Annotated in this window: 19 protein-coding genes, 1 tRNA gene and 1 pseudogene; 5 read left to right on the top strand and 16 right to left on the bottom strand. The window is 70.3% G+C overall.

Going from position 1 to position 18,043, the window contains the following annotated elements; all coding sequences use genetic code 11:
* Positions 1–86: 86 nt before the first annotated feature.
* The 5 genes from VHA73_00205 to VHA73_00225 all read right to left on the bottom strand — a co-directional run bounded on the left by VHA73_00205 (position 87) and on the right by VHA73_00225 (position 4,796).
* Entirely contained in the window at positions 87–746 is a 660-nt protein-coding gene (locus VHA73_00205; protein ID HVX16428.1) for a lysoplasmalogenase, read from the bottom strand.
* 15 nt (positions 747–761) lie between these two features.
* A complete protein-coding gene (locus VHA73_00210) occupies positions 762–1,970 on the bottom strand; it encodes an FAD-dependent oxidoreductase (protein HVX16429.1) in 1,209 nt (402 codons plus the stop codon).
* A 16-nt stretch (positions 1,971–1,986) separates the two neighbouring features.
* Positions 1,987–2,178, bottom strand: coding sequence for a ferredoxin (locus VHA73_00215; GenBank protein HVX16430.1), 192 nt, complete (start codon positions 2,176–2,178; stop codon positions 1,987–1,989).
* Positions 2,179–2,230: 52 nt separating this feature from the next.
* A complete protein-coding gene (locus VHA73_00220; GenBank protein HVX16431.1) occupies positions 2,231–4,249 on the bottom strand; it encodes a hypothetical protein in 2,019 nt (672 codons plus the stop codon).
* Positions 4,250–4,457: 208 nt separating this feature from the next.
* A complete protein-coding gene (locus VHA73_00225; protein HVX16432.1) occupies positions 4,458–4,796 on the bottom strand; it encodes a metalloregulator ArsR/SmtB family transcription factor in 339 nt (112 codons plus the stop codon).
* A gap of 84 nt (positions 4,797–4,880) precedes the next feature.
* Between VHA73_00225 and VHA73_00230 the strand changes: the two genes are divergently transcribed.
* The 4 genes from VHA73_00230 to VHA73_00245 are packed head-to-tail and all read left to right on the top strand — an operon-like array spanning position 4,881 to position 7,429.
* Positions 4,881–5,336 (top strand): ArsI/CadI family heavy metal resistance metalloenzyme, encoded by a 456-nt coding sequence (locus VHA73_00230; GenBank protein HVX16433.1) that lies wholly within the window; start codon positions 4,881–4,883, stop codon positions 5,334–5,336.
* On the top strand, positions 5,294–6,040 hold the full coding sequence (locus tag VHA73_00235; GenBank protein ID HVX16434.1) for an MIP/aquaporin family protein: 747 nt from the start codon (positions 5,294–5,296) through the stop codon (positions 6,038–6,040). The genes VHA73_00230 and VHA73_00235 overlap by 43 nt, the downstream gene beginning before the upstream one ends.
* Entirely contained in the window at positions 6,037–6,450 is a 414-nt protein-coding gene (locus VHA73_00240) for an arsenate reductase ArsC (protein HVX16435.1), read from the top strand. The genes VHA73_00235 and VHA73_00240 overlap by 4 nt, the downstream gene beginning before the upstream one ends.
* A 52-nt stretch (positions 6,451–6,502) precedes the next feature.
* Positions 6,503–7,429: a DUF5996 family protein gene (locus tag VHA73_00245; GenBank protein HVX16436.1), complete on the top strand. Its 927-nt coding sequence runs from the start codon at positions 6,503–6,505 to the stop codon at positions 7,427–7,429.
* 181 nt (positions 7,430–7,610) lie between these two features.
* On the opposite strand, the gene VHA73_00250 is transcribed toward VHA73_00245, so the two are convergent.
* The 10 genes and pseudogenes from VHA73_00250 to VHA73_00295 all read right to left on the bottom strand — a co-directional run bounded on the left by VHA73_00250 (position 7,611) and on the right by VHA73_00295 (position 15,428).
* Positions 7,611–7,684, bottom strand: a tRNA-Ala gene (locus VHA73_00250).
* Positions 7,685–7,778: 94 nt separating this feature from the next.
* Positions 7,779–8,288 carry a hypothetical protein gene (locus VHA73_00255; GenBank protein HVX16437.1) on the bottom strand — a complete coding sequence of 170 codons (510 nt, stop codon included), beginning with the start codon at positions 8,286–8,288 and terminating at the stop codon, positions 7,779–7,781.
* Positions 8,289–8,744: 456 nt separating this feature from the next.
* Positions 8,745–9,212: pseudogene (gene moaC / locus VHA73_00260) on the bottom strand (cyclic pyranopterin monophosphate synthase MoaC).
* A gap of 9 nt (positions 9,213–9,221) precedes the next feature.
* The gene (locus tag VHA73_00265) at positions 9,222–9,926 is read right to left on the bottom strand and encodes an NTP transferase domain-containing protein (GenBank protein HVX16438.1); all 705 of its coding nucleotides are present in this window, start codon (positions 9,924–9,926) and stop codon (positions 9,222–9,224) included.
* Positions 9,896–10,546: an HPP family protein gene (locus tag VHA73_00270; protein HVX16439.1), complete on the bottom strand. Its 651-nt coding sequence runs from the start codon at positions 10,544–10,546 to the stop codon at positions 9,896–9,898. The genes VHA73_00265 and VHA73_00270 overlap by 31 nt, the downstream gene beginning before the upstream one ends.
* A gap of 24 nt (positions 10,547–10,570) precedes the next feature.
* Positions 10,571–10,945: a hypothetical protein gene (locus VHA73_00275; GenBank protein HVX16440.1), complete on the bottom strand. Its 375-nt coding sequence runs from the start codon at positions 10,943–10,945 to the stop codon at positions 10,571–10,573.
* 1 nt (position 10,946) lies between these two features.
* Positions 10,947–11,540, bottom strand: coding sequence for a Rieske (2Fe-2S) protein (locus VHA73_00280; GenBank protein ID HVX16441.1), 594 nt, complete (start codon positions 11,538–11,540; stop codon positions 10,947–10,949).
* Positions 11,537–12,109: a 4Fe-4S dicluster domain-containing protein gene (locus VHA73_00285; GenBank protein ID HVX16442.1), complete on the bottom strand. Its 573-nt coding sequence runs from the start codon at positions 12,107–12,109 to the stop codon at positions 11,537–11,539. Before VHA73_00285 ends, VHA73_00280 begins: the two co-directional genes overlap by 4 nt.
* Positions 12,106–14,349 (bottom strand): molybdopterin oxidoreductase family protein, encoded by a 2,244-nt coding sequence (locus tag VHA73_00290; protein HVX16443.1) that lies wholly within the window; start codon positions 14,347–14,349, stop codon positions 12,106–12,108. Before VHA73_00290 ends, VHA73_00285 begins: the two co-directional genes overlap by 4 nt.
* Entirely contained in the window at positions 14,346–15,428 is a 1,083-nt protein-coding gene (locus tag VHA73_00295) for a hypothetical protein (GenBank protein ID HVX16444.1), read from the bottom strand. The genes VHA73_00290 and VHA73_00295 overlap by 4 nt, the downstream gene beginning before the upstream one ends.
* A gap of 220 nt (positions 15,429–15,648) precedes the next feature.
* On the opposite strand from VHA73_00295, the gene VHA73_00300 reads away from it, so the two are divergent.
* On the top strand, positions 15,649–16,974 hold the full coding sequence (locus VHA73_00300; GenBank protein HVX16445.1) for an adenosylmethionine--8-amino-7-oxononanoate transaminase: 1,326 nt from the start codon (positions 15,649–15,651) through the stop codon (positions 16,972–16,974).
* 68 nt (positions 16,975–17,042) lie between these two features.
* Here the strand turns inward: VHA73_00300 and bioB are convergent, their stop codons facing one another.
* Positions 17,043–18,014: a biotin synthase BioB gene (gene bioB, locus VHA73_00305; protein HVX16446.1), complete on the bottom strand. Its 972-nt coding sequence runs from the start codon at positions 18,012–18,014 to the stop codon at positions 17,043–17,045.
* Between the last annotated feature and the right edge of the window lie 29 nt (positions 18,015–18,043).

Genomic DNA, 18,043 nt, shown 5'->3' on the forward strand with positions numbered 1-18,043 from the left:
TCGCGTGGTCGCGCCGCGGGCACGACCTGGCCCCCAGCGTCGGGTTGCGAGCCTATATGGCCGCGGCCACCCGCCGTGGTCGGTCGTCACCGCACCCCGGGCAGGTTCGCGGCCAACGCCAGCACAAGGCCGGCTTGGCCGAGGTGGTACGTCACCATGACGTAGAGGTCGCCGTAGCGGATCGGCCGGACGAAACGGTTCCACGCCAACGTCGCGTCGGACACGTAGAACAGCGTCGCGCCAACGACCGCGAACGCGATGGCCGTGCCCCATGAAGTGACCACCATGGCGGAGATCACCACCAGGTAGGCGACGACTGGGCGCACCAAGGACGGGTCGTCACCCCCGCGAACCTGACCGACGATCCGCCGGCCGACCAACGCGACGGACACGATCACCGCCGCCAGCCCGACCAGCACCAGCCACGCAGGATCGTGCTGTTCGAGCGCGAAGCCGACCACGTAGGCCACGTGGGCCAGCAGGAACGACGCCAGACCCGCCACGAACTGGTTGCCCGGCAGCATCAAGAACACGTCGCCGGCCAGCGACAACACCAGGCCGGCCACGAACCACGCCCGCACCCCGCTGTGCGCAGGATGCAACACGACCGCCGTCGCAACCAGCAGCGCGAGCGTGGCCGGCTTGCACACGTAGACGAACTCGCGCTCACCGCGTGCGGCGCCCCACCAGTTCCCGAGCGCCGCGCATCCGGCCAGGGCAAAGAGGGTCCATGCGGTGGCGGTCATGTCTGGGCGGCCCCGTCAGCTCTCGAGCGACGCCAGCGCGTCGGCCCAGGAGATACCCGCCAGCATCTGGTTGCGCCATCGGATCACCGGCGCGGGCCGGTTCATCCCGAGCACGCCGCTCACGAGGCCGTCGCGGCCGAACAGCACCACGAACCGGCGTTCCTCGAACGAACCGTCGATCAGGCGGACCTCGTCGGTGGCGGCCGCCCGTCCCGCGAACTGGATCTTGCGGTCGTACTGATCAGACCAGAACCAGGGCACGGGGTCGTACGCTTCGCCCTGCTCGCCGGCCCCCCACGCGAGCAGCGTCCGGGCGGCGTGCTCGGCCTGGTCGGCCGCGTGGTCCCAGTGCTCGATCCGCAGTGGTCCGCCGTAGCGCCGGCTGTCCCAACGGGCGACGTCGCCTGCTGCGACGACGCCCGGCGCGGCGAGGCAGGTCGCGTCGCAGACGACACCGTTGTCGAGCTCGAGACCCGATCCTTCGAGCCACTCGGTGTTGGGCACGACCCCGAGCCCGAGCACCACGACGTCGGCGACCAGCACCGAGCCGTCGCTGAGTCGCACCTCGCTTGCGCCGCCCTCACCGGATTCCACGGCTTCGACACCGACACCGAGACGGAGATCGACACCATGCTCCCGGTGCAGGTCGGCCACCACCTCGCCGATGACCGGCGGGAGTGCACGCGCCAGCGGGGTCGGCAGTGGCTCGACGAGCGTCACGTCCAAGTCGAGCCCGCGACAGGTGGCGGCCACTTCCGCGCCGATGAACCCTGCACCGACCACCACCACGTGGTGGGCGCCGGCCTCGATCGCCCCGCGGATCGCCAGCGAGTCCTCGAGCGTGCGCAGCACGTACACCCCGGGGCGGTCGGCTACGCCCGGCAAGGTCCTCGCACGGGCACCGGTGGCGATGATCAGGCCGTCGTGTGCGAGCTGCCGACCGTCGTCGAGGGTGACCGAGCCGCCGTCGACGTCGAGCGACACCGCGGCGTGGCCCAGTTCCCACAGCAGGTCGAGCTCCTCGGCGGACTCGGGCACGGCCAACGCGGTCCGCGACGGGTCCCACGCGCCCGAGAGCACCTGCTTGGAGAGCGGCGGCCGGTCGTAGGGCTTGCGGATCTCGTCGCCGATCAGCGTGATGACGCCGTCGTACCCCGCGCCGCGGAGCGCTTCCGCAGCCCGGAATCCGGCGAGGGAGGCACCGGCGATCGTGATGTGACGCAGCGGTTACCCCAGACGATCAGTCTTCGATGGAGATCGCCTGCTTGGGGCAGCGGCGAACCGCCTCTTCGATCTTCGGGCGGAACTCCTCCGGCGGTTCCTCCTGCAACACGTACAGGAAGTCGTCGTCGCGGACCTCGAACACCTCGGGGAGGATGCCCATGCAGATGGCGTTGCTCTCGCACAGGTCGTAGTCGACGACGACGCGCATGATCAGAGGATCTCCTCGATGTCGGTTCGTGTGGGCTGAGCCGCTCGGGCCGTCAGTCCTGACGGCGCGTGCGCAGGAGCAGTGTCCCACCCGCCGCCGCGGCCAACAACAGCGTCACGAGCCACAGTGGCTGGTTCCAACCGGTGAACGCAAGCTTCTTGGCACCGGCCCCACCGTTGCCGGCGGTACCGAACCCCGGCGGACTGGCGGGCGCGAGGACCGAGTTGTTGGTGATGGCCGGGCCTGCCGTATGCAGCGTGATGTCGGGCACGCCCGGCTGGTGGACGAGCGCCGTGTTCGGGATGGAGCCCGTGGCGGACGCCGCCACCTTGACCGTGACCGTCAGCGTGAGCGACGAGCCAGGGTCGACCGTGCCCACGTTCCAGGTCACGTTCTGCCCCGAGTGGGTGCAGTTGGCCGTGCAGGAAACGAACGACACCTTCGAGTTCAACACGTCGGTGACGCTGACACCCGAGCAGGCGGTCTTCCCGTCGTTCAGCACGTGGATGTAGTAGTTGAACGTCTCACCCGGCTGGACCTCGAGGTGGTCGGCAGCCTTGTTGGAGTCGTTCAGCCGGCACGTGTCGAACGGCGGCGTGGTGACCTTCGGGATGTCGGGCAACGTGACGGTCTGGGTCACATCGGTGCCGTTGTACGTACCGCTCGCGGTGGCGCGGTCGGTGAAGGTCGAGCCTTCAGCCGCGCTCGCCGGCACTTTCACCGTGATCGTGTAGTTCCGTGTCTCGTTGGGTTGCAACGGTGTCGGATCGTTCCAGGTGATGGTGCCGCCCGACACTTGCCCTTGCGGCGAGGTGGACACGACGGTGAAGCCCGCCGGACCGGTGATCTGGTCGACGACCTTCAGGTTCGAGATGGGCGCCGTGCCCCGGTTGGGGACGGTGACCGTGTACTGGAAGGTGCCGCCGGGTGCCACCGAAGCCGCCGACGCGTCCTTGTGGACCTCGTTGAGCGGGTTGAACGGCGGCGGGCACTTCACGCCGCCGACCGGAGCCGTGGCCGAGACGGTCATCGGGAACAGGTCGACCTGGGCCACCTTCAGGCTGGCCAGCGTGAGCGTGAGCGAGAGGAGCGACCCCTCGGCAGCGGCATGCGTGCCGTCGGCCGAGGTGGTCTGGTTGCTCAGCGCGCCGAGCGAGAGCGTGAGGTTGAGCAACGGGTTGTCGGGCAGCGCGACCGAGAACGACGAGTTGGCGGCGTCGAGCGTGATCGGCGCGTTGCTCCCGACGGTGATCTGCAGGACCGGAGCGGTCCAGTCGATCTTGGCCGAACCGGCCACACCGCCCGCCGTGGCCTTCAGCGCCGGGGTGGACAGCACGTTGATCTTGATCTGCCCACCGATGTCGATCGGCACAGCCTGGATGTCGGAAGTGGACTGGACCGCACGGGTGCTCTGACCCGCCTGGTCGATCAGCGAGACCGCTTCCCGGGTGGACACCGTGCCGCCGCCCGACGTGTCGAGCGACAGCAAGGAGGCGCCGGTGCCGAGGTCGAGCACGCTGGCGGACGCGACCTGGGTGAGGGTCTCCGACAGGGGCACACCCGACGCGAGGCAGGCGGTGTCGCCGGGCCAGCGGGCGTGGTTGTTGGTGGTGAGGCCCTGCACGTTCAGCAGCGGGGCCACGTTGATCGGCAGGAGCGTGTTCTGGAGACCCGTCGCGTTGTCGGGCGGGGCGGTCTGGCTCTTTTGCTGGATCGGGATGGTGGCGCCGAGCACATTCGCATCGACGTTGGCACCGGTCGACGATGAGCGAGGCGTGGCGGTGGAGTCGACCTTCGACTCGGCCGGAACGGCCTTGACGTCGACCGCAGTCGGTACGTTCGGGATCGGTAGCGAGCCGAGCACCTGCAAGCGCAGCAGGTTGCCCAAGGAGTCACCCTGGAAGTTGCCGATCGGCTGCGCCGGCGGGGCGGCGGCCGAGTTGGCCGACGCGGCCGAGGACGCGGCGGTGCTCGCGGGTGCCGCGGGTGCCGCAGTCGCGCCGCCGAAGGCGGTCGCGGCCGTGCCCGCGAGCAGCGTCAGCGCCACCATCGCGCGGCGCACGTGAGTCATCCCAGTTCTCTTGAACATGCCCGTTCCTGCTCCAGCCCAGCGTCGACGATGACCGAGACTTTTCCGGGCAATTGCTATCACGTGCGGGGGGTGGCAACCAATGATGCTCGCCGCGAACATCCCGGTGTGCCCCTACGCACGCTTCGCGGCGACCCGGCCGTGACCAGAGCTGACGGCGCCCCGAACGCCAACGGCACCGCGGTCCTGGTCAAGGGTGCAGCGACGAGCTCAACGCCTCGAGGCGTTCGGGCACGGCACGCCAGTGCACCCACCGGCCGCGACGTTCGCCGACGATGAGGCCGGCGTCGGCCAGCGCCTTGGTGTGGTGACTGATGGTCGGTTGCGACTTGCCGAGGGGCTCGAGCAGATCGCAGGAGCAGATCTCGTCCGCGCTGGCGATCATGCTGAACAGCCGCAACCGCACCGGATCGGCCAGCGCCGCGAAGCCCTGCGCGAGCCCGGCCGCATCCGCCTCCGAGAGCGGCGCCGCCACGACGTTGCCGCAACATCCCACGACCGTCGCTCGTTGTGCGGCTCGAGTGGGCATGGACGCCTCCAATGCATTGACAACTGTCGATACATTCGCGATGATCGATCCATCGACATGAGCCAATGTATCAGGAGGCGCACCGTGTCCCGTGTGCAGCTCGCCATCAACGTGTCCGACCTCGACGAGGCCGTGGCCTTCTACTCCAAGCTGTTTGCCAGTGAACCGGCGAAGATCCGCCCCGGCTACGCCAACTTCGCCATCGCGGAGCCGCCGCTGAAGCTGGTGCTCATCGAAGGTTCGGGCGAGCCCGGCACCGTGAACCACCTCGGCGTCGAAGTCGCGGACACCGAGCAGGTTCGCCAGGCCGGCTCGCGGTTGGCAGCCGAGGGACTCGCGACCGCCACAGAAGACGAGGTGTCCTGCTGCTTCGCCGTACAGGACAAGGTGTGGGTCGACGGTCCCGATGGTGAGCCATGGGAGATCTACACCGTGCTGGCCGACGCCGAGCATCCCGCTGGCGAGTTCTGCAACGCGTCGACGGGCGAGGTCACCCGGTGCTGTACCGCTGCCGCGGAGTCCGCGGCGCGCTGCGGTTGAGGGCGAGCCTGGGGCGCCGAGCCACCGCCGAGGGCGTCGGCAGTGCCCTGCTGGTCGCGATCGTCGTCGGCTCGGGCACCTTCGCCCAACGCCTGTCGCCGGGCGAGCCCGGCCTCCAACTGCTGGAGAACTCGATCGCCACGGGCGCCGGCCTCACTGCGCTGATCTTGTGCTTCGGGTCGGTGTCCGGCGCGCACTTCAACCCGGTGGTCAGCCTCGCCGACCGCTGGGGCGGTGGGCTGACGACCCGTGAGCTGGCGTGGTACGTGCCAGCCCAGACCGCCGGCGCCTGCGGCGGGGCCGTCGTGGCGAACCTGATGTTCGGGCTTCCCGCGGTCACCGCCTCGACCCACGCCCGTTCGTCGGGTGGGTTGTGGCTCGGTGAGGCGGTGGCCACGTTCGGTCTGGTGCTCGTGATCTCGGGGATCGCACGGGGAGGCCGAACCGACAGCGCCGCGTACGCCGTCGGCGGCTACATCACCGCCGCGTACTGGTTCACTTCCTCGACCAGCTTCGCGAACCCTGCCGTCACCGTGGGCCGGACGCTCACCGACACCTTCGCCGGCATCAAACCGTCCTCCGCCCCCGCGTTCATCGCCTTCGAGGTGCTTGGCGGCCTCGCTGCCGTGGCGCTCGTCGGCTTCGTGTTCCCGACCACCGCAGCGACGGAGTTGCTCGTGCCCCACGACGAGCTGACCGCATGAGCGATCGACCTGTCGTGTTGTTCCTCTGCGTCCACAACGCCGGCCGTTCGCAGATGGCGTTGGGGTGGTTCGATCACTTGGCCGCGGGTCGGGCCCGCGCGCTGTCGGGGGGCTCAGAGCCCGCTGACCAGGTGAACCCGGTCGCCGTGCAGGCCATGGCCGAGGTCGGGATCGACATCGCGCGCGAGTACCCGAAGCCGTGGACGGAAGCCGACATCCGCGCTGCTGCCGTCGTCGTCACCATGGGTTGCGGCGACGCCTGCCCGTACCACCCGGCGACGCGCTACCAGGACTGGCCGCTCGACGACCCCGCCGGCAGGCCGATCGAGGCCGTGCGCGCGATCCGCGACCAGATCGAGCACCGCGTCCGAGCGTTGCTGGAGGAGCTCGGGATCCCGGCCGCGCCGTGACCGAGGAGGGATACGGTGGCGGCCGTCGCGGCATCGAGCAGGGGGCAACGAGGTGGTCGATCGCAACGGATGGGCACCGCTCCCCTTTGCGGATTGGCAGGAGACCTGCGACACGCTGCATGCCCACACCCAGACGCTCGGCAAGCTCGCCGCCCGCCTCGCCCCGCCCGAGCCGCAGCTCCAGCACGCCGCGCTCCGCCTCACGGCCAGGGGCTGGGAGACCAATCCGCTGCCGGCCATTGACCGCTCGGCCGCCGTCGTCATCGCAATCGACCTGCACGCACACGAGACGTTGGTGGAGCACAGCAGTGGACGTGTGCGCCGCGTCCCGCTCACCCCGAACCGCCCGGTCGGTGACGTGACGACCGAGGTCGTGCGCGCGGTTACCGACATGGTGGGCCCAGTGGCGTTCGACCCGACGCCCCAGGAGGTGTCGTGGACGGTGCCACTCGACGAGGACCACGAGCACGCCACGTACGATGTCGACCACGTCGCGGCGTACTTCGCGGCAGCCACCAGTGCGGCGGCGGTGCTGGGCGACCTGCGGGCGCCGTTCCGGGGCCGGTCCACGCCCGTCAACGCCTGGTGGGGGTCGTTCGACCTCGCCGTCAGCCTGTTCTCCGGGGCCCCCGCCGAGCCCAGCTCGACCGACTTCATCACGCGCAACGCCATGGACGCCGAGGAGATCGCGATCGGCTGGTGGCCCGGCGACACGAAGCACCCACGCGCGGCCTTCTACGCGTACGCCCATCCAGCACCCCCCGACTACGGGCGGACCGCCGTGGAACCGCAGGCCGCGCGGTGGGACGGCGACCTCGGCGAATACGTCCTCGACTGGGACGACGTGGTGGCTGACCCCGACCCGCACGGTGCCGCGCTGCGGTTCGCGCGTTCCGCAGTCCGGGAGTCGTGCACCACCTGCGGCTGGGACCCGGCCCTGGCGGCCAGCGTGGACGGCGACCCCCCACCCGTGCGCTAGTGGCGTGTCTGGCGGGTGAGGAGGTGGTCACGGCGAGTCATTCGGCGCCGCTGGCCAGGACGCACGACGGAGGCGCAGCCGTGGCTGCGGTGAGCCCGAGGACGCCGCCCAACGGTGCCGAGGGCCGCCAGGACCGCCCCGCCACTTGGCAGACGCAATAGGGACGACCCGGGCCCGTCAGTGGAGGTGATGGGATTCGAACCCACGACTTCTTCGATGCGACCGAAGCGCTCTAGCCAGCTGAGCTACACCCCCGAGGGACGTCACAGCATACCGGTTGGCGCGGGGCGGCTGTTCACCCGCAGCACCCCGGGACCCGGGCCGCGAAGTGCCCCGGTTGGAAGCGGGGCTAGTTGGAGGCGGAGCGTCGCAGCATCAGCTCGGGAGCCGGAGCGACGGGTGCGGTGGTGCGGCGGTCGTTGAGGTACGACACCTTGGTGCGGCGCTCGGTGGCGTTCCGCTCGACTTGCACCAACAAGTAGACGTAGCCGGCGAGCAGCCCGGCGGTAGCGAGGCAGGCCAGCGCGGTGATCGGCCCCGGTGAGATCGCGACCAGCAACAAGCTGAACGCGAAGACGCCAACCAGGCCGAACAGGACGTCGCGACGCCGGCGGCGGAACTCGGCCTGGCGAGCGGCGCGACGCCGAGCCTGCGGCGACATCGGTCGGCTCGAACCCCCGAAAGCCATCGGGGCGGCCGAGAAGCCCGTCGAGCGGGACCGGCGAGGGCCGACCCGCCGCTCCAGCGTGCTCAGCTGGCTGTGGAACGAGTGCACGGAGTCGCCGACCCTGGTGCCCATCCGCTCCTTGACGACGGAGCCCAGGAAGACCACCCAGCCAAGGGCGACGATTACGAGCACGACGGTCACGTTCTGCGCCTCATTCCGGATCGGAAGGTACCGGACACCGCCCGTGAGAGGGTGGATCCCATTGATGGACAACGATTTCGCGCTCGCCCTCCTCCCCACCCCAGAGGGGATTCCTGGCAGCCCGAACGTTACGTTTCTACTACGAAACGGCGAACACCCGCCACCCCCACGAGCCCGGTTTTGTCACGAAACGGCAACCCCGCGCCCACCCCCACCACCGTTCTGGGCTGAGAATTACGCGCTCCAACGCGTAGAAACCAGCCCAGAACGGGAGGTTTTTTGGCGGGTCCAGAACGGTTGTGCAGGTCAGGACGGGTCGGGCAGGTCGTAGGCGCCGCCGTCGAGGGCGGCGTCGATCGATGCGTCGAGCGCCGCATCGCGCGACCCGTTCGACGCCTCGCCGTCCGTCGACCCGACGTCCGGCGCGTCGCCAGGGGCCGCCACCCTCCGGTAGATGCCAGATCGGCCCCCGGTCTTCTCCCACAGCGCGATGTCGCCGATGACCATCGAACGGTCCGCCGACTTGCACATGTCGTAGATCGTGAGGCACGCGACCGAGCAGGCGGTCAGGGCTTCCATCTCCACGCCCGTCCGGTCGACGGTGTCGACTTGGGCTTCGACTTCGACGAAGTGATCCTCGATCCGGAAGTTGATGAACACCGAGCCGAGCAACACCGGGTGGCACAGCGGGATGAGATCGGGCGCGCGCTTGGCCGCCTGGATCCCGGCCACGCGAGCAACCGCCAACACATCACCCTTGGTGACGGCACCACGGGCGATCAGCGCGGTGGTCTCCGGCGCCATGTGCACGCGACCGCGGGCCACCGCCCGGCGATGGCTGGGCTCCTTGGGTGTGACGTCGACCATGCGTGCCCGGCCCAACGGATCCAGATGGGTGAGCCCCCGTTCAGCCATGGACCAAGTCTACGGATCGGGGTGCGTCAAGGCAGGTCCGGTCCGCGGTGGGGGCTCGGGCGGCGCTTCATCGAGGTCGACCCACGGCGCCGGCCCCGCCGCGGGCTCCACCAGGCGCACCGGAGCGACCCGGCGCCCGGACACCAGGTCCCGCATCGAACGGCCGGCTGGCGGGGCATGCTCGGCCAGCGCATCGACGAGGGCCGCAGCCCGCCAGGCGCCGAGCAGGTACTGGTGGCGACCCGCGTCGTCGACGGCGAGCGCCACGTCGACGGGCGCGGGTCCGGGCCTCGACCGGATGGCGGCGACGAGCGAGCCCAGCGCGCCGACGGTCAGGTACGGCAGGTCGCCGGCGAGCACCAACACCGGCCGCGCCTCGTCGTCGAAGCCCGAGCCCGACGCTCGGAGGTGGGCGATGCCCGCAGCCAGCCCTGCCACCGGTCCCCCGCCTGCAGGCGACTCGCGGACGGTCGTCCAGCCGTCGGTGATCCCGGCGCGCTCGGGGCCGACCACGACGACCGGGCCGGCACCGGCACCGGCCAGCGCGTCGAGGACGCGGGACAGCACCGCGCGACCGTCGAGGTCGTGGACGAGCTTGTCCCGGTCCTTGAACCGTCGTGCCGCGCCCCCGGCCAGCACCACCGCAGCCGCGCCGGCCGCTTCCGTGCCGGACGCCTCGGTGCTCACGAGGGCGGGGCCGGACGGGGCGACCACCAGGGGTAGTCGACGCCCGCCAGCCGGTTGATCACCAGGCCTTGTCCGGCGAGCAGGGCCACCGCCACCATCAGGACGCCCAACTGCGTCGGGGTGTGCAAGATGCCGAGCGACACGATCAACGTGGTGGCGCCCGCGGGCGGATGCGGCACTTTGAGCCACGCCATGAGCCCGCTCGTGAGACCCAGCGAGAGAGCTGCCGCGCCGACGCGCGCCGGGGTCACCCCATGGGCGAGGGCGGGGCCCGCGTCGGTGAGGCCGAACGCCACGAGCGACCCGTAGCCCGCCGCCGCGCCGATCAGATGACCGCACAAGGTGTTGCGAGGCGACGCCGAAGGCTGGGTCGGTGTGTAAAAGAGCAGGAACGCCGTCGGCCCGAGCGACGGGAAGATCAGTGGCTGGCCGGTGGCCCACGCCGCCGCCGACATCAGCGCGATCGAGACGACCCCGTTGACGAACGAGAACAGGCCGAGCACCGCCGTCGACGAGTGGCGCTGCTGCAGGGCGGGCAGCCGGGCCCGCTGGGCAAGCCCGGCGACCACCGACGCCATGTCGCCGCCGATGGGCCCGACTCGGCGGGGGCTCGGCGACCGGCCCGGCGGCGTTTGCTCTGAAGTCATCGCTCCGCGGGGCCCGACGGCCGGTCAGCCCGGCCCTGGGCGCCGGTTGGCCGTCGGCTCGTACAACCCGCTGGTCTGGGTGGTGGCGTGAGGCCCGCTGCCCTCCTGGCGTGGTGCCGGGTGCACGAAGACCAGCGCCAGCACCACGACGAACGACGCGGCCGAGAACGCGAACAACGCCCAGGCCTGTCCCGTGTAACCGAGCAAGTAGCGGTCGAGCCCAACCACCAGCGCCCACAACTGGCCGAACACCACCGACGCGGTGAGCACGATGCGGGTCACGAGACCGGTCTTGACGCCCTCTTCCCGGTCGAGCGCCGGGCGACCCGGCAACGTGCGGACCGGCAGCGGCGGCGGCGGTGGCTCCTCGATCGGCGGGATGATCCGGTGGGTCGGCACGTCAGCCCTTCCCCGTGCCTCGGATCGCGCCTTCACCGATCGCCACGATCGCGTCGCCGCGGCGTTCGAGACGGATGGCGGGCAGCGGCCGATCGGGTGGACCTTTGGTCGGGTCCCCGGTGACGGGGTTGAAGTGTCCGTCGTGGCAGGGACAGAACAGCTCGTGGCGCAACGGCTTCCAGAGGACTTCACACGACAGGTGGGTGCACACCGCGGAGTACGCCACCCACGTGTCGGCATCGAGGTGCAACAGCATCGCGGGGTCCTTGCCGGTGGGATAGCCAAAGCGGACCTGGCCACCGACCGGCACTTGCGACGCGTGATCGGTGATGACCACTTCCTTGGTGGCGCCTTGCGTTCGACGCTCGAACACCCCCGCCGCGACGGCGAGGCTGCCGCCGGCCAGCCCGCCCGACAGCACGGCCAGGATCTTGAGGTAGTCGCGCCGCGTGACGAGCGCGTCAGTGGTCAGCCGTTCGATGCGCTCGGCCACGAGCTCGGACTGCGGCGTGCGGACCGACACCGGCGTGTCGGCCGTCGGCGGGTCGGACCGACCACCCGGCCCGGCCGAGCCAGGAGGGCCCTGCACGCTCACGGCGCCACCGCCGGCAACGGGATCAGCGCGATGGGCTCGTCGACGACGAACCAGTTCCCGGTCTGCACCTGCTGGTTGCCGAACTGGAAGACGTCGGTGACGGTGCGACCGGGGCGGGCAGCCCGCACTTCCGCCTCGGTGCCGTAGTACAGGGCATCGGACGGGCACACCGTGGCGCACATCGGTCCGAGGCCCACCGACGTGCGGTCGTAACAGAGGTTGCACTTGTACGCGAGCTGCTCCTCGACGTCGAACTTCGGCACGCCCCACGGGCAGGCGTGCACGCAGTTCGTGCAACCGATGCACCGCGACACGTCGGGCGTGTGCACCACGCCCTCGTCACTCACGAGGATCGCGTCGACGGGGCAGACCTGCGCGCACGGAGCCACCGGGTCCGAACAGTGCATGCACACGGTCGGCAGCGAGGCGGTGGATTCGCCGCGGTCGAGGAAGTCCAAGTTCATCAGCGACTTGCCACGGTGGCTGTCGCACTCGCGGCAGGCTGCGACACACCCGCCGCACCCGATGCACCGCGACGGGTCGACGAAGATCGACCGTTCCATCGTCATGGTTCGCTCCCTTCGGCGATCACCGGCGGCGGGGTGACGGGCGACAGGGGCTCGTCGGTGGCCTCGATCCGCACGGCACAGCTCTTGTAGTTGGGGATCCAGCTCTTGGGATCGAACCGCGGGATCGTGAGCTGGTTCGCCTCCACCGGCACCGTCCAGTGGTACGGCACGAACACGGTGTCGGGCCGGATCGTGCGGGTGACGAGCGCGGGCACCACGATCGAGCCCCGTCGGGTGGTGACCCGCACCGGCGCGTCGTGCACGATGCCGAGCGCGGCGGCCGTCTCAGGGTGCACTTCGACCCACGGCCGAGGCGTCTGGTCGGTGAGGTACCCGAGCCGGCGCGTCTGGTTGCCCGACAGGTACTGGGCCACGTTGCGACCAGTGGTGAGCCGCATCGGGAACTCGTCGTCGGGCGCCTCGGCCAGCTCCACGTCGGGCACCGCGTTGAACCGCGCTCTGCCGTCGTCGTAGTGCGAGTAGCGGCCGTCGGTGAACAGGCGGGGCGTGCCGGGGTGGTCCTCGGTGGGGCACGGCCAGGCGATCGGCCCTTCCTGCTCGAGTCGCTCGTACGTGATGCCGGCGTAGTCGGCCCGGCCCCCGGCTGACGCGACCCGGATCTCGTCGAACACGTCGCGCGCGCCTTGGTACGGGAAGTACTGCCCACGGCCCAGCCGCCGGGCCAGCTCGCACAGGATCCAGATGTCGTCGCGTGCCTCGCCTGGTGGGTCGACGGCCTTGTTGATCTTGCACACCAACGCGTCGGAGTTGGCAATCGTGCCTTCGCTCTCAGCCCAGGCCGACCCCGGCAACACGACGTCGGCCAACAGCGCGGACTCCGACAAGAAGATGTCGATCACGACGTACAAGTCGAGGCCGGTCAGGATCCGGCGGGTGCGGGCTTCGTCGGGCCACGACACGATCGGGTTCGAGCAGAGGTTGACCAGACCCCGGATCTCGCCGGCTTCCATCTTCTCGCTCATCGCGAAGATCGGTACGCCCGCCTCGGGCATCTCGGTGGGGTCGACGCCCCACACGCGAGCAGTGTGCTCGATGGCACCGGGATCGTGATAGTGCCGCTGGCCGGGGAGCTGGTCGCACTTCTGGCCGTGCTCGCGGCCACCCTGGCCGTTGCCCTGACCGGTGATCGTGCCGTAGCCGGCGCCGGGCCGCCCGAGGTTGCCGGTGGCCAGGCACAAGTTGATGGCCGCCATGGCGTTGCGAGACCCCATGATGTGGTGCTCGAGGCCGCGGGCGTGGTGGATCATGGCGTTGCCGGCTCGCCCGTACAGGCGGGCGGCCTTGCGGATGTCGTCAGCGGGCACCCCGCACACCTGTTCCGCACGCTCCGGGGTCCAGTCCCGCACCGCGTCGACCGCGTCATCGAAGCCGAGCGTGTGGGTCGCCACGAACTCGCGGTCGACCAGGTCGTCAGCGACCAGCACGTGGAGCATCGCGTTCAGCAACGCCGCGTCCGTGCCGGGTCGGACCGGGAGGTGCAACTGGGCCACCCGGGCGAGTTGGGTCTCGCGGGGGTCGGCCACGATCAACGTGCCGCCCCGGTCGATGACCTCCCACATCCAGCGGATGAAGATCGGGAAGGTCTCGCCGATGTTGGCGCCGAGCACGAACACGAGATCGGACTCGGCGCAGTCCGTGAGCGGATTGGCGGTGCGGTCGATGTCGAACGAGGCGTAGTTGGCCACGCCCGCCGACACCATGCACATGCGGCCGTTGTAATCCGTGTACCTGGTGCCCATTCCGAGCCGGGCGAACTTCCCGATCACGTACGACTTCTCGGTGGTGATCGAGGCGCCGCCGTACATCCCCATGGCGTCCTTGCCGTGCTCGGCCTGGATGGCCTGGATCCGGCTGACCGTGAAGTCGAGCGCTTCGTCCCAGGTGGCCCGGTGCAGCTCGCCGTCGGCGCCGCGCACCAACGGGTGGCGCAGCCGTTCGGGATGGCTGATCTGCTGGTAGGCGCTGACGCCCTTGGGGCAGAGCTTGCCCTTGTTGTGCGTGTCCATCCGGGGCTCGACACCCACCACCCGGTCGCCCGACACGCGCAGGTGCATGCCGCACTGCACCCCGCAGAACGCGCAGTGCGTGGGCACCAGCCGGTCGGGACGGTCGGTCTCCCAGTCGCCGGCCGGCTCCTTGCCCGCCCCGTGGAGGTCACCGACGCCCGGCGGGGTGGGCATCCGGTAGCCGCGGGGTGCGGAGGGGCGACGGGGGCTCACCGGGCGAAGCTCTTTCCGCTCACGTCGAAGAACGCCCGGCCCCGCGCCCGACGCCGGCACCGAGGGCACAGCTCGGTGAGGTGGCTCGGCAGCCCCTCGTCGGCGAGCCGGTAGTCCTGGCCGAGCTCGTCAAGCGTGGCTTGCAGGTCCGACAAGAAGACCGGGGGCGCCAGAGGTTCACCGCACTCCGCGCAGGGTTGGCGCCCGGCCTTTGCGCTCACCTCCGTGTAGAGCTGGATGCCGACCGACGCGGGCCGTTGCAGCACGTGGAAGAACTTCCCGAACGGGATGAACACCAGCGCGAACACGACCGAGGCCATGTGCACGATCGCCAGAAAGTCGTAGTTCGAGCCGTGGAAGAACATCTCGTCGAGCGTCAACAAGACGCCGGTCGCCGAGATGACCATGAGCATCAGCAGCGGCACCATGTCGTAGCCCAGCGTCTGGGTCGACATGACCCCGCGGTCACGGAAGCGGCGCCACAAGAAGATGCTGGCGCCGACGATCACGAGCACCGCCGAGTAGTCGAGGGCGTGGAACGCCGACCAGGCCAGGAACCCGCTGGTCGGCAAGTTCACGGTGCCGAAGCCGAACACGTAGATGCGGTAGTGGTCGAAACTGTGGGGTGCGAGACGGAAGCTGAGCCATCCGAACACGAGCGGGAACGTGATCAGCGTGGCCGTGACCACGCCCCAGAAGAGGCATTGATGCGCGACCCATCGCATCACGCCACGGCGCCGGATGAACCCTTGGCCCAGGAGCTGACCCCCGACCGCCCGGGGCAGCAGCGCCGGCAGCGAGCGGAACGCGCGGGGCGACGCGGCAAGCTGCCAACCCCGCCGCCAGTAGCGACGGGTCGACGGCATCCGCAGCCAGCGCGCGTAGCGGGCCACGACCGCGAACGTGAGTGCCACCACCGCCACGGCGTAACCGATGAGGGCCGAGTCGAAGACGTGGAACCGCTCGGACCCGAGCCAGATCAGCAACGCCAGCACCACGGCTGCGGCCAGACCCCACGCCCGCACCCGCAGCGAGACCATCCAGCGCGTGCGGCGACTCGGTGTGGGGTGCGTGGCCAACGGCGATCTCCCAGCCTCGGGGCGGGACGTGGTCGACCTTACGCGGCGCGGCACCCGAGGGCCGATCGCGAGCGACGGCGGCCCTTCCTCGCAGCGACCCGCGGTGGCGACGTGGCGGCCCGCAGCGGCGAGCCGGAACGAGGGCCGCGTCGCAGCGACCAGACTGCACGCCCATGTTCCTCTGCGAGGCGCAGGACTCCGTGCTCGCGACATCAAGATGGTGAGCGCGTCGGGCACCGGTGGTGCGGCGAACGAGGTCGCCGCCGACGAGCTCGTGCGTCGCGACCTCGCCACGGTCTGGCATCCGTACGCGCCGATGCCCGCTGCGCTGCCACCTCTGGCGGTCGTCGCTGCCGAGGGCACCCGGCTCCAGCTCGCCGACGGGCGCGAGGTGATCGACGGGATGTCGTCGTGGTGGGCGGCGATCCACGGCTACCGGCACCCCGTGCTCGACCGGGCGGTGCGGGCGCAACTCGACGACATGGCCCACGTGATGTTCGGCGGTCTCACCCATCGACCAGCCGTCGAGCTGGCCGAGCTCCTGGTGTCGATCACCCCCGGCGACCTCCGGCACGTGTTCTTCTGCGACTCGGGGTCGGTTGCCGTGGAGGTCGCCATCAAGATGGCGCTCCAGTTCTGGTCCGGCCGCGGGCATCCGAAGCGGCGCCGCCTGCTGACGGTGCGATCCGGCTACCACGGCGACACGTTCGGGGCGATGGCGATCTGCGACCCGGTCACGGGGATGCACCACCTCTTCGCCGGCAGCCTTCAATCGCATCTGTTCGCACCGGCGCCGGAGCCGGCGTTCGGCGAGCCTTTCGACGAATCACATGTGGCCGAGCTGTCGGACCTGCTCGCCGCGCACCGAGACGAGGTCGCTGCCGTGATCCTCGAGCCGGTCGTGCAAGGCGCAGGTGGGATGCGCTTCTACTCCCCCGACTACCTCGCGGCCGTTCGGCGGCTGTGCGACGAGCACGACACGCTGCTCATCGCCGACGAGATCGCCACCGGCTTCGGACGGTCCGGGCGCCTCTTCGGTTGCGACCACGCGGCCGTGGCTCCCGACATCTTGTGCCTGGGGAAGGCAATGACCGGCGGCTATCTCTCCATGGCGGCCACGCTGTGCACGCCCGCGGTGGCCGACGGGGTGAGCCGCGCTGCGAGCGGCGCGCTCATGCACGGGCCGACGTTCATGGCCAACCCGTTGGGGTGTGCGGTCTCCCTCGCCTCGATCCGGCTGCTGCTCGGCCAGCCCTGGGCCGATCGTGTCGCCACCATCGACGCCGGCCTCCGGCTCGGGCTCGCGCCGGTCGCCGCGCATCCTGCCGTGGCCGATGTCCGGGTGCTCGGTGCCATCGGCGTGATCGAGTGCGCAGCCCCGTTGCCGATGGCCGCGATGCAGGACGTCTTCCTCGAACACGGCGTGTGGCTGCGCCCGTTCGGCCGGCTCGTGTACACGATGCCGCCCTATGTGGCCACCGACGACGACGTCGCCCGCATCGCCGCCGCCATGGTCGACGTCATCGCCCGCGTCTCACCCTCCTGATCCCTTCCGCGCGTGGGAAGCAACCGCCGCGGTGGGATCTCCCGCGCGGAACGGGGGGTCTTCGGTGACTAGCGGGACTCGGTGAGAAGGGGAGCCGCGGCGACCGTGGCGTCGAGGCGGCCGAGGAGATCGCGGTCGTGGTCCTCCCCGGCGTTGTCGGTGGTCAGCAGCTTGTCGCCGAGGAAGATGCTGCTGGCGCCTGCGTGAAGGCACAGCGCTTGGAGCTCGTCGGTCATCTCGGCGCGTCCGGCGGAAAGCCGCACGACCGACGCCGGCATCATGATGCGGGCAGCCGCGATCGTGCGGACGAGCTCGAGCGGGTCGAGACGGTCCGTGCCGAACAGCGGCGTGCCCGGCACCTGCACCAAGAGGTTGATCGGCACGCTCTCGGGGTGCGGGTCGAGGCGCGCGAGCTGGGCCAGCAGACCGGCACGGTCGCGCCGGCTCTCGCCGAGGCCGACGATCCCGCCACAGCACAGCTTCACCCCCGCGTCGCGGACGTTGGCGAGGGTCTCGAGACGGTCTTGGTACGTGCGCGTGGTGATGATCTCGCCGTAGAACTCGGGCGACGTGTCGAGGTTGTGGTTGTAGAAGTCGAGACCGGCATCGGCGAGGCGTTGGGCCTGGGTGTCGGTCACCATGCCGAGGGTGACGCAGGTCTCGAGACCGAGCGCGCCGACGGCCGACACCGCTTTGGCCACTTCCTCGACCTGGCGGTCCTTCGGTGCACGCCATGCCGCACCCATGCAGAAGCGGGTCGCGCCGGCGGCACGGGCCGCTTCGGCGGCTCGGACGATCTCGTCGAGCGGCAACAACGGCTCAGGCTGCAACTCGGTGTTCCACCTGGCCGACTGCGGGCAGTACGCGCAGTCTTCGGGGCATGCGCCCGTCTTGATCGACAGCAACATCGCTGCCTCGACCACGTGCGCGTCGAAGCGCTCGCGGTGCACGGATTGCGCGTCGAACAGCAGGTCATGGAATGGCCGGCCGAGCAACTCCTCGGCCTCGTCGAGCGTCCAGTCGTGGCGTGCGATCGGCATCCGCTGAGTCTCACCTGCCAGGGCCGCGG

Source organism: Acidimicrobiales bacterium (assembly GCA_035547835.1).
Lineage (GTDB): Bacteria > Actinomycetota > Acidimicrobiia > Acidimicrobiales > Iamiaceae > DASZTW01.